The sequence below is a fragment of the Methylobacterium sp. CCH5-D2 genome (assembly GCF_001556475.1).
Taxonomy (GTDB): Bacteria; Pseudomonadota; Alphaproteobacteria; order Rhizobiales; family Beijerinckiaceae; genus Methylobacterium; species Methylobacterium hispanicum.
This window is the reverse complement of sequence record NZ_LSIX01001125.1, coordinates 1-11,926: the sequence shown is the minus strand read 5'-3', so window position 1 is coordinate 11,926 and position 11,926 is coordinate 1. Positions and strand designations below refer to the sequence as shown.

General features: G+C 71.8%; 8 protein-coding genes. All 8 read right to left on the bottom strand.

From position 1 onward, the window contains the following. Positions 1 to 922, bottom strand: a 922-nt coding sequence (locus AX737_RS30520; protein ID WP_156454061.1) for a CHASE3 domain-containing protein, incomplete at its 3' end; no start/stop codon positions are given. A 279-nt stretch (positions 923 to 1,201) separates the two neighbouring features. After that, positions 1,202 to 2,248, bottom strand: a complete 1,047-nt coding sequence (locus AX737_RS30515; protein WP_066927823.1) for an HD domain-containing phosphohydrolase — start codon at positions 2,246 to 2,248, stop codon at positions 1,202 to 1,204. 167 nt (positions 2,249 to 2,415) lie between these two features. Beyond that, entirely contained in the window at positions 2,416 to 2,604 is a 189-nt protein-coding gene (locus AX737_RS33880) for a hypothetical protein (RefSeq protein ID WP_156454060.1), read from the bottom strand. 280 nt (positions 2,605 to 2,884) lie between these two features. Then, positions 2,885 to 3,619, bottom strand: coding sequence for a 6-phosphogluconolactonase (gene pgl, locus AX737_RS30505; protein WP_066927819.1), 735 nt, complete (start codon positions 3,617 to 3,619; stop codon positions 2,885 to 2,887). A gap of 71 nt (positions 3,620 to 3,690) precedes the next feature. Continuing rightward, positions 3,691 to 4,677, bottom strand: a complete 987-nt coding sequence (gene gnd / locus AX737_RS30500; protein WP_066927817.1) for a phosphogluconate dehydrogenase (NAD(+)-dependent, decarboxylating) — start codon at positions 4,675 to 4,677, stop codon at positions 3,691 to 3,693. A 47-nt stretch (positions 4,678 to 4,724) separates the two neighbouring features. Continuing rightward, positions 4,725 to 7,571 (bottom strand): bifunctional transaldolase/phosoglucose isomerase, encoded by a 2,847-nt coding sequence (locus tag AX737_RS30495; protein WP_066927815.1) that lies wholly within the window; start codon positions 7,569 to 7,571, stop codon positions 4,725 to 4,727. Positions 7,572 to 7,689: 118 nt separating this feature from the next. Next, complete coding sequence (gene tkt, locus AX737_RS30490) at positions 7,690 to 9,765, bottom strand: transketolase (protein ID WP_066927813.1); 2,076 nt, start codon at positions 9,763 to 9,765, stop codon at positions 7,690 to 7,692. Positions 9,766 to 9,795: 30 nt separating this feature from the next. Beyond that, a complete protein-coding gene (locus AX737_RS30485; protein WP_066927812.1) occupies positions 9,796 to 11,694 on the bottom strand; it encodes a glycoside hydrolase family 15 protein in 1,899 nt (632 codons plus the stop codon). Positions 11,695 to 11,926 lie beyond the last annotated feature (232 nt).

Sequence of the window (11,926 nt, the reverse complement as noted above, 5' to 3'; positions counted from 1 at the left end):
TCGCCGCCGCCGTGACGGTCGCCACGATGCCGCCGACCGCGCGCTCGAACCCGTCCGCCATCGCGTGCGTCGCCGCCCGGCGCTGCGCCTCGGCCCCGGCCCGGGCCAGCGCCGTCTCCTCCTCGAGCTGGCGCGTGCGGACGAGGTTCTCCTTGAACACCTGCACGGCGGCCGCGATCGCGCCGATCTCGTCGCGCCTGTCGCGGTGGCTCACCTCCGTCGTCGCGTCGCCATCCGCCAGACGGCCCATCAGGACGGTCATCGCGCGCAGCGGGCTCGAGACGGTGCGGTTCAACAGGAGGATGCCGAGGACGGCCGCGCCGACCATGACCAGAAGCCCCCCCAGGACGGCGACGCGCGCGTCCAAAGCGGCCGCCTCGGCCGCCGCGACCCGCTCGCCCAGCAGGCCCCGCTCGGCCGCGTCGATCTCCCCGGCCTTGGCGCGCAGGGCGTCCATCACGGTCCTGCCCTGCCCCGAGATCTCGATCTGACGGGCCTGGCCGCGGGTCTCCGGCTCGCGCATCAGCGCGATCGCCCGCTCGCCGACCTGCTCCCGCCACCGGCGCGCCAGCACGTCGATCTGGTCGAGGCGCCGCAGCTGCCGGGGATTGTCGGCGGTGAGGCGGCGCGCCTCGGCGAGCGCCTCGGCGTAGCGCCCGGCGCCGGCCCTGTAGGGGTCGAGGAAGCGCTCGTCGGCGGAGAGCAGGTAGCCGCGCACCCCGGTCTCCTGGTTGACCATGGCGCCGGCCAGGGCCTCGACCTGTTCGAGCACCCGGTGGGTGTGCTCGTTCCAGCTGCTGGCATCCTGCATGGACGCCACGTCGCGCCACGTGACGGCGGCCGAGCCCGCCGCCGCGAGGATGAGGACGAAGAGTACGGCGGCCAGCTTCGTGACCAGCTTGAGTCGAGCAAATGCGCGCATGGGGGCGGCTGCGTCCCGTTCGATGGATCGGAGGCATTCGATTGCGGTGGATCCGACCGATCTGTGAGCAATACCGGTAAGAGAATCTCTAATTCACCGCGCGCCTCGGGCGGTCACGTCCACAACCGAAAAAATACAGTAATCGATCAACACAACCCAGGATACCCGCTCGGGCCGCGCGCGCGCACGGTCCCGGGCAGGAGCGCGGGGCTGGGCGGGGCTGGAGGGCTGGTCCCGCCCCCCTGTCGCGACGGAACGACGCACCCCGCAGCGGGGCTCTCAGGTCCCGGAGACGCTGCGGGCGAAGGCGTGGACCAGGGGCATGTCGAGCTTGCCCGCCATGCCCAGCAGCACCTCGACGGCCTGGCCGCTCGGCATTGGAGTCCGGTAAGGGCGGCTCTCCACGAGGGCGGCGTAGATGTCGCAGATCGTCACCAGCCGGACGGGATCGCTGATCGCGCCGCCCGCGAGGCCGTCGGGATAGCCCGAGCCATCGAGCGCCTCGTGGTGGTGGCGGACGACGTCGAGGGTGAGGGCGTCGAACCCGCCCGCCTCCACGAGGATGCGGTGTCCCAGCGCGGCGTGCGAGCGCATCACGGCCTGCTCGGCGGGTTCCAGCCGGCCGGGCTTGTTCAGGACGTCGAGGGGAATGCGCGCCTTGCCGACATCGTGCACCAGGGCGGCGCGCACGATCTGCTGCCGGTCGCGCTCGGAGAAGCCAAGGTCGATCGCGAAGGTCGCGGCGAGCCCCGTCACCAGCAGGCAGTGCTGGTAGGTCGCGTCGTCGTAGCTGCGCACGGTGGACAGCCAGCGGTCGAGGCCGCCGGCCTCGACGGCCGTGAGCACGGGCGTCAGGCCCTCGTCGATCGCGGCGGCCTGGACCGCCTTGCCGTTTCGCACGGCGTCGAGCAGGCCGGTGATCACCGTGCCGGCCTCGTCGGCCCCGCGGGCGACGACCGCCTCGATGCCGGTGGAGGCCGGGCGCAGATGGGCGAGCACCGCCTGCGCCACGGTGCGGGCCGGCGTGTCGCCGGGCAGGCAGAGCTCGGCCCCCAGCCTGCGCGCCTCGGCGAGGCTGCGCTCGCCCATGCTGCGCATCAGGCAGATCAGGGGCGTGCGCGCCCCACCCGCGGCCCCTCGCAGGGTGCGCAGGCTGCGGGCGGCGTCAGGCTGCAGCAGGTCGATGTCGGCGACGAGACCGAGCACCGACTCGATGCGGCCGGGGAAGCGCCCCTGCACCGTGGAGACGCGGCAGGGCGCGATCTGCTCGAGAAGCTGGGCCAGGACGGTGTTGCGATCCGGCCTGTCGGTGAGAAGAAGGAGCATGCCCGGCGCCGAAGACGGACGGTTGACGTTGGATGCCGGACCTGTCGTTGCGGGCACGAAAGCGGGCGAAACCTCCTTCGCACCGATTGGGGGTTTTCCCAAGTCCACTCCCGAATCTATCCAACTCTTGTCCCGCCGATGACCAAGACGGCGTTAATTTCACCGCGTCACCGGGACGGGGTGTCGGGATCCGCCGCGCGCTCCGCCGCGGCGCCGGCCGCGTCCGGCACCCGGCCATCCTGGGCCGCGACGGTACGGAGGCTCTTGGACCCGGCGTCGGCACCGCCGCCCACGCGCACGAAGGGCAGGGTGAAGGCCGCCAGGAAGGCGAGGCCGAGCAGGGCGCCGGTGAGCATCCCGGCCGCAACGCCGCCTCGCGCCCGAGTCTGAGCGGGCCGGAGGGGGCCCGGCACGATCCGGCTGCGGCGGCGGAAAGCGAGGCCGCGCGCGGTCGAACGCCGGGAGGGCGCGAGATCTTCGGTCATCGGGGGTGGCTGGCCCGGCGGATCGGTGGATCCACCCGACCCTGCCGCCGCGGCGGAATCAAGGCCGTCGGCCGCGCCGCGGGGGAATCCCGCGGGCCGGCGTCACCGGTTCGTCGTCGGCTCTCGATCGGCCCGTCGAGGCGATGCCCGCTCAGGCCTCCGCCGCCGCGGCGTCGATGAGCCAGACGAGCCCCCCGAGGCTGGTCACGCGGGAAGCCGGCAGGTCCTCGCCCGCGTGGATGCGCGCCAGCGCCTCCCGCTTGCCCGCCCCGGTGACGAGGAACAGCGACCGGCGCGCGGAGGCGAGCGCCGGAAAGGTGAGGGTGATGCGCGGCACGAAGGGGGCGAGCCCCGCCTCCGGCACGGCGACGGCGAGCGCCCCGGTCTCGGCGAGGGCGGGCTTGCCCGGAAACAGCGAGGCGGTGTGGCCGTCCTCGCCGAGGCCGAGCAGGACGAGGTCGAAGAGCGGCCGGGCCGGGTCGAGCCGCGCGGCGCCGTAGAAGTCGCGGAGCGTGCGGGCATAGGCCTCGGCGCCCCGCTCGGGCCCGAGATCGGAGGGGATGAAGTGGAGGTGCGTCTCGGGCAGCGGCGCGCCGTGCCCGAAGGCCTCGCGCACCATGCGGACGTTGCTCAACGGGTCGTCCCAGGGCACCACTCGGTCGTCGCCGAAGAACCAGTGCAGGCGGTCCCAGGGGAGGCGATCGACGTATTCTGGCCCGGCCAGCAGCTCGTAGAGGCGCTTCGGGGTCGAGCCGCCCGAGAGGCAGACGGCGATCCGCTCCTGTGCCGCGTCGGCGCAGACCGCCACGAGATGATCGGCCGCCGCGCGGGCGACCGCGTCGGCGTCCGGCAGGACCTGGGCGCCCGGAGGCAGGTGGCTCGGCATGGGGCTCCTCTGGCGGTCCCGCGTCGGATCCGTCGCTTGCTCGGGTACCCCGCGGGGCGGGCGGCAGTTCCTCACATCTTCGGCTGCTTCGGCTCCAGATGGCCGCCAAAACCCTTGCGCATCGCCGAGAGCAGCTTGTCGGCGTAGCTCTCCTGCTCGCGGGAGCGGAAGCGGCGGTAGAGGGCGTTCGACAGGACGGTGGCGGGCACCCCCTCCTCGACGGCCGCGTTGATGGTCCAGCGGCCCTCGCCCGAATCCTCGACGAAGCCGGAATAGTCCTCCAGGTGCTCGTCGCCCGCGAGCGCGCTCGCGGTGAGGTCGAGCAGCCATGACGAGATCACGCTGCCGCGCCGCCAGACCTCGGCGATGTCGCCGAGTTCGAGGTCGTAGCGGCGCGCCTCCGGCACGCTCTCGGCATTGGCGTGGCGCAGGATGTCGAAGCCCTCGGCATAGGCCTGCATCAGGCCGTACTCGATGCCGTTATGGACCATCTTCACGAAGTGGCCGGCGCCGCAGGGACCTGCGTGGATGTAGCCGAGTTCCGCCCGGGGGTCGCGCCCCTCGCGGCCCGGGGTTCGGGGGATCTCGCCGGCGCCCGGGGCCAGCGTCCTGAAGATCGGGTCGAGCCGGTCCACGCTCGGCGTGTCGCCGCCGATCATCATGCAGTAGCCGCGCTCCAGCCCCCAGACGCCGCCCGAGGTGCCGACATCGACGTAGTGGATGCCCTTGGGGCGCAGCTCGCCCGCCCGGCGCACGTCGTCGCCGTAGAAGGAGTTGCCGCCGTCGATGATGGTGTCCTCGGGCGCCATCAGGTCGCCGAGTTGCTTCACAGTCTCCTCGGTGATGGCGCCGGCCGGCAGCATCACCCAGGCGGCGCGGGGCGCCTCCAGCTTGGCGACGAGATCCTCCAGGCTGTCGGCGCCCGTGGCGCCCGCCTCGACGAGGGCCGCCACCGCCTCGGGGTCGCGGTCGTAGACCACCGCGGAGTGCCCGTCCCGCAGGAGCCGGCGGACGATGTTGCCGCCCATCCGGCCGAGGCCGATCATGCCAAGTTGCATCGCTGCCCTTCCTTCGGATCGCCCCCGGTTCGGTCGGTGCCGGCGCGTCAGCCGACCGCCGCCTTCAATGCCGCCGCGACGCGCTTCAGCCCCGCGTCGAGGTCGCCCTTGAGGTGGACCCGGAGCGCCCGCCGTCCACGCTCGGCGAGGACGGAAAAATCGCCCCGGGCCTGCGCGGCCACCACCGTCGCGAAGCCGAGCTTGCGCCCGGGGATCGCGAGGTCGGCGGTGGGCTCGGCGGTGATCTGCAGGAACACGCCCGTGTCCGGCCCGCCCTTGTAGGCCTGCCCCGTCGAGTGCAGGAAGCGCGGCCCGAATTCGAGGCAGGTCGCGACGTGGCGCGCGTCGCGCACGGCCAGCCGGGCCTCCTGCAGCACCGCGTGGTTCGCGTCGTTGCGCGGCAGATAGGCCAGCAGCGCGAGGTAGTCGCCGGCCTTGAGCCGCCCGAGATGGGCGTGGAGCGCCGGGTCGAGCCCGTCCGCCGCCGGCCCCAGCGCCTCGGCGTTGGCGAGGTCGGCGTAGAGCGCGATGCCGTCGTCCTCGTAGAGCGGCGTCTCGGCGGGCAGCGCGCCGCTCTGTTCGGCGGCCCCGAACAGCTTCTTGGTCTCGACCTTGCTCGCCTCGACGTCGGGCTGGTCGAACGGGTTGATGCCGAGGACCGCGCCGGCCACCGCGGTCGCCATCTCGAAGCGGAAGAATTCCTGGGGCAGCTGCTCGACCTTGTCGAGGCTGATCCGCACGATCGGATGCCCCTCGCGCTCCAGGCTGCGCAGGGCCTCGTCCTGCTGGGTCACGGCGTGGCCGTCGAGGCGCAGATAGACGAAGACGCGGTCGTGGCCGTAGGCCGCCGGCACGTCGACCGGCTCGCCGTCGATCGGGATCAGGCCCTTGCCCTGCTTGCCGGTCGATTCGGCGATGAGCTGCTCGGCCCAGCCGCCGAAGCTCGCGATGGCCGGCGAGGCCACCAGCGTGACCTTGTCGCGGCCCTGGAGCGCGGCGGCGCCCAAGAGCGCGCCGAGGCGCACGCCCGGGTTCTCGGACGGCGGCACCGCCGGCCCGCAGGAGCGGACCATGGTGCGGGCGGTGTCCAGGAACTCGGCCACGTCGATGCCGATGGCGGCGGCCGGCACCAGCCCGAAGGCCGAGAGCACCGAGTAGCGCCCGCCGATCTGCGGCACCCCGTAGAAGATTTTCTCGAACCGATCGTCCTTGGCCGCCTGCTCCATGGCGGAGCCGGGGTCGGTGATCGCCACGAAGTGGGAGCCGGCCCCCTCGCCGACGACCGCTTTCATGCGGCCGAGGAAGTAGTCGCGGAAGACATTGGGCTCCAGCGTCGAGCCCGACTTCGAGGCGACGATGAAGAGCGTGTTGGGCAGATCGACCGCCGCCTCCACGGCCCGGACCTCGTCGGGATGGGTCGAGTCGAGGATGCGGAGTTTCGGGAAACCCTCGCGGCTGCCGTAGGTCAGGCTCAGCACTTCCGGCCCGAGGCTGGAGCCGCCCATGCCGAGCACCACGGCGTCGCGGAAGCCGCGCCCCTTCACCCAGGCGGCGAACTCGGCGTACTGCTCGGCCTTCTCCCGCTCGTCCTCGACGATGCGGAGCCAGCCGAGCCACCGGTCCTCGTCGGCCCCCGACCAGACGGTCTTGTCGTGGGCCCAGAGCCGGCGGATCGCGCCGCTCGCGCGCCAGGACTCGACCACCTCGGCGCTCGCCTTCTCCAGATCCTCGGCGGTGGCGAAGCTCTGGCCGTTCAGCCGGTGGCCCAGCAGCGCCGCGCGCTTGCCCGCGACCGCGCCGAGCAGCTTGTCGGCGGCATCGATGAAGAGCTGCACGCCCTCGTCCACCAGTTGCTTGGCCACCGCCTCGATGTCGATGCCGGCCTTCGCCAGGGTGCTCATCACCGCGCGGGCGCCGTCGAGATCCTCCTCGATGGTGGCGCGCACCTGCCCGTGGTCGCGGAAGGCGTCCATCGTGGCGGGCGGCATGGTGTTGACGGTGTTGGGGCCGATCAGCTCCTCGACGTAGAGCACGTCGGAATAGGCCTTGTTCTTGGTGCCCGTGGAGGCCCAGAGCAGGCGCTGCGCCTTGGCGCCCTTCTCCGCGAGCGCCTGCCACTTCGGCTCGGCGAAGATCGCCTTGTAGCGCTGGTAGGCGAGCTTGGCGTTCGCAATCGCGACCTTGCCCTTCAGCGACTCGAGCGAGAGCTTCACCGCCGGGTCGTTGGCTTGCGCGATCTTCTCGTCGATCAGCTTGTCGACGAGGCTGTCGATGCGGCTGATGAAGAAGCTCGCCACGCTGGCGATGCGCGAGACGTCGTGCCCGGCCTTGGCCCGCTCCTCCAGCCCCTCCACGAAGGCGCGGGCGACCTTCTCGTACTCCCCTTGCGAGAAGAGCAGCGTGACGTTGATCGAGATGCCCTCCGCCGTCAGCTGTCGGATCGCCGGGATGCCCTCGGGGGTCGCCGGCACCTTCACCATCAAGTTGTCGCGCGACACCATCTCGTGGAGGCGGCGCGCCTCGGCGAGCGTCGCCTCGGTGTCGAGCGCGAGGTAGGGCGAGACCTCGAGGCTGACGTAGCCGTCCGCGCCGTCGCTCGCCTCGTAGACCGGGCGCAGCACGTCGGCGGCGTTCTGGATGTCCGCGACGGCCATGTCCTCGTAGAGGTCGATGACGCGGGAATCGCCCGCCTCCATCACGGCCTTGAGGCTGGCGTCGTACTCGTCCGAGTGGCCGATCGCCTTCTCGAAGATCGACGGGTTCGAGGTGACGCCGCGCAGGCCGTCGCGCTCGACGAGCGCCTTCAGCTCGCCCTTGGCGACGAAGCCGCGCGCGACGAAATCGAGCCAGACCGCCTGATCCTGTTCCGCATGCAGGGCCTTGAGCGCGTTCATGTCGATCCCTTGGAAGAGTTGGGGGGCGCAGGTCGGGAGCGCCGCCCCGGCCGGGGCATACGGGCGATGTAGGGACTCGGGCCGCCCCGCCCCAGGGGGCGGCCCTGCCGTCGCCGGGTTACTTCTTGTGCTTGGCGACCTGATCGCGGGCGGCCTGCAGCACCTTGTCGGGCGTGAAGCCGAACTTGGTCAGCAGGTCCTTGATCGGGGCCGAGGCGCCGAAGGTGTGCATGCCGATGATCGCGCCCGCCGAGCCGGCGTATCGGTCCCAGCCGATCACCGAGCCCTGCTCCACGGCCACCCGCGCCAGCACCTCGGGCGGCAGCACGCTGTTGCGGTACGCTTCGTCCTGGCGCTCGAACAGGTCCCAGGACGGCATCGAGACGACGCGGGCCTTGACGCCCTCCGCCTTCAGCGCCTCGTAGGCGCCGACGCAGAGCTGCACCTCCGAGCCGGTGCCGATGAGGATCACGTCGGGCGTGCCCTCGCTGTCGGCCAGCACGTAGCCGCCCTTGGCGGTGCCGGAGGCTTGCCCGTACTTCGAGCGGTCGAGCGTCGGCAGGGGCTGGCGCGAGAGCGCCAGCACCGCCGGCTGGTTCCTGAGGCTGAAGATCACCCGGTAGGCCTCGGCCACCTCGTTGGCGTCGGCCGGGCGGATCGTCACGAGGCCCGGGATGCAGCGCAGCGAGAGAAGCTGCTCGACGGGCTGGTGGGTCGGCCCGTCCTCGCCCACGCCGATCGAGTCGTGGGTGAAGATGTGGAAGATCGGCAGCTCCATCAGGGCGGAGAGCCGGATCGGCGGACGCATGTAGTCGGCGAAGACCAAGAAGGTCGCGCCATAGGCCCTGAGCCCCGAGAGGCCGAGCCCGTTCACGATCGAGCCCATCGCGTGCTCGCGCACGCCGAAATGGATGTTGCGCCCGCCCGGCTCGAAGGGCGTCAGCGAGCCGGCGCCCGCGAAGGTGAGGTTCGACTTGTTGGACGGCGCCAGATCCGCCGAGCCGCCGAGCAGGAACGGCACGTGCTGGGCGATGGCGTTGAGCACCGTGCCCGACGATTCGCGGGTGGCGAGCCCCTTGGCGTCGGCCTCGAAGACCGGGATGTCCTTATCCCAGCCCTCGGGGAGCCGCCCCTCGAAGAAGGCGTCGAGCGCCTCCGCGTGCTCGGGGTCACCCGCCTTGGCGGCCGTCAGGAAACCCTGCCACTGGTCGTAGAGGGCCGCACCCCGCTTGCCGATCCCGTCGCGGAAGACCTCCTTGACGCCGTCCGGCACCAGGAACTCGGCGTCCTCCGGCCAGCCGTAGGCGCGCTTGGCGCCCTTGACCTCGTCGGGGCCGAGCGCGTCCGAGTGGGCCTTGGCGGTGTTCTGCTTCGTCGGGGCGCCGTAGCCGATGATCGAGTTGACGATGATGATCGTCGGCCGGTCGCTCGACTGCAGGAAGGTCTCGAGCGCGCCCGCGATCGCGTGGACGTCGTTGGCGTCGGCCACCCGCAGCACCTGCCAGCCATAGGCCAGGAAGCGGGTCGCCACCTCCTCGCCGAAGGCGAGCTCGGTGTGGCCCTCGATGGTGATGGTGTTGTTGTCGTAGATCCAGCAGAGGTTGGCGAGGCGCAGGTGCCCGGCGATCGAGGCGGCCTCCGAGGCCACGCCCTCCATCAGGTCGCCGTCCGAGCAGATCGCGTAGACGTTATAGTCGAACAGCGGCAGGTCCGGCTTGTTCAGGCGCTCGCCGAGGAAGCGGCCGCCCATCGCCATGCCGACCGAGTTCGCCACGCCCTGGCCGAGCGGGCCCGTCGTGGTCTCGACGCCGGTAGTGAAGTGGTACTCGGGATGGCCCGGCGTGCGGCTGTCGAGCTGCCGGAATTTCTTGATATCATCCAGGGAGATGGCCGGGGTGTTCCCGCCATCCTTCTCGGCGACCTCGGCGAGGTGCAGGAGCCCGTAGAGCAGCATCGAGGCGTGGCCGGCCGAGAGCACGAAGCGGTCGCGGTTCGGCCAGTGCGGGTGGGCCGGGTCGTAGCGGAGATACCGGTTCCACAGGGTGTAGGCGACGGGCGCCAGCGCCATCGGGGCGCCGGCATGGCCGGAATTGGCCCGCTGCACCGCGTCGATCGCCAGCGTGCGGATCGTGTCGACCGCCAGCTTCTCGGTCTCGCTCAAGCCCGTCTTGGCGACGGTGTCTGCTCCGCTCATCGTGTCAGCCTCTCAAAATCGTAGGGGCGCCTAGAGCGCGGGCGCGGCGGCGACGCGGGCCTCTGCGGGGATCGTCTCGCCCGCGCCCGCGCCGTCCGCCCCGCCGCGCTCCCGGGCCGGGCCTTCCGTGCGGCTGTAATTGAGGATGGTGTTGACGAGCGCAACATGCGTGAACGCCTGCGGGAAGTTTCCCACCTGGCGTTTGGCCTGCACGTCGTACTCCTCGGAGACCAGACCGAGGTCGTTGCAGACCCCGATCAGGCGCTCGATCAGGGCGCGGGCCTCGGCGCGGCGCCCGAGGCCGATCAGGTTGTCGGCGTACCAGAAGCTGCAGGGCAGGAAGGCGCCCTCGCCGCCGGGCAGGCCGTCCGTCGTCTGGTCGTGGGTCTCGTAGCGCAGGATGAAGCCGTCGCGCATCAGGTGCTTCCCGATCGCCTCGACGGTGCCGACCACGCGCGGGTCGTCCTGCGGCAGAAAGCCCATATGGGCCATCAGGAGAAGGCTCGCATCGAGGTCCTTGGAGCCGTAGAACTGTACGAAGCTGTTGAGTTCCTTATCGAACCCCCGCTCGCAGACCTCGGCGTGGATCTCGTCGCGGGTGGCGCGCCACTCCGCCAGCGGCGGGTCGGGCAGGCGGCGCCCGCTCGGGCTGAGCGCGGTGCCGGACTCGCAGATCGCCTCCCAGCTGCGGATGGCGCGGTCGTAGGCGACCCAGGCCATCACCTTCGAGTGCACGAAGTGCCGGCGCCCGCCGCGCACCTCCCAGATGCCCTCGTCGGGCTCGCGCCAGACCCGGTCGAGATGGTTCATCAGGGCGCGGCCGACGCGAAACCCCTCGCGGTCCTCCGGCATGCCGCGCTGGCGCGCTTGGTAGAGCGCGTCGAAGACCTCGCCGTAGACGTCGAGCTGGAACTGCTCGATCGCCGCGTTGCCGACGCGCACGGGCTTGGCGCCCTCGTAGCCCGGCAGCCAGTCGAGCTCGATCTCGGGCAGCAGGCGCTCGCCCGCGATGCCGTAGAGGATGTGCGCCTGCTGCGGGTTGCCCGCGACCGCCCGGGTCAGCCAGTCGCGCCAGGCGCGGGCCTCCTCGATGTAGCCGGAATCCATCAGGGCCAGCAGCGTGAAGGTCGAGTCGCGCAGCCAGCAGAAGCGGTAGTCCCAGTTGCGCACGCCGCCGAGCTGCTCGGGCAGCGAGGTGGTGGGCGCGGCCACGATCCCGCCGGTGGGCCGGTAGATCAGCGCCTTCAGCGTCAGGAGCGAGCGCTTGAGGATGTCGTCCCAGGGCGTGCCCCCGGCGCAGTGGTGCGACCAGTCGCGCCAGAACCGGCTGGTCGCGGCGAGCACCCGGCGCGGCTCGATGGGCGGCGGGTCGTCCTCGTGCGAGGGGCCGTAGCTCAGCACGAAGCGCACGGTCTCGCCCTCGTGCACGGTGAACTCGGAGACCGTGGTCTGGCGGTGCGAGCCGCGGGTCGGCACGTTCGTGCGTAGCACGACCTTGTGGGGCCCGGAGATCATGCGCAGGTCGTCGAGCTCGCTGCGCGAGACCCAGGGGACCGCGAGCCCGTAATCGAAGCGGACCGCGAGTTCCGTGCGCATCGCGACCTTGCCGCTCACGCCCTCGACCAGGCGGATCAGGTGCGAGCCGTCCTCGGCCGGCATGAAGTCGGTGACCTTGACCTCGCCCTCGTGGGTCCGGTGGCGGGTCTCGAGGATCAGGGTGCCGTCGCTGTAGGCCCGCGTGGTCTCGGCGTGATCGGCCACCGGCCCGAGCTGCCAGAAGCCGTGCTCCTCGGTGCCGAGCAGGCCCGCGAACAGGGCGGCGGCGTCGAAGCGGGGGAAGCAGAGCCAGTCGACGCTGCCGGCCCGGCTGATCAGGGCGGCGGTGCGCCCGTCGCCGACGAGCGCGTAATCCTCGATGCGTGCGGCCATGGGAACGGGGTCTGCTCGGGCTCTCGATGCACCGCACCTAGTTCGGCGCGGGGGCGGATCCAGAGCGGGGCCGCGGCGATCTCGGATGGGGGTGGGTTGCGCGGCGAGACCGGCGCGCGGCCCCTGCCGGTGAGGCGCGGTCCCTGTCCCGGATGCCTGGAGCGTCGGCGGAAGGCGATCCGGAGCCCGGACGGCCGGATGCCGCGAAGCGGCGCGATCCCGAGCGGCGGTT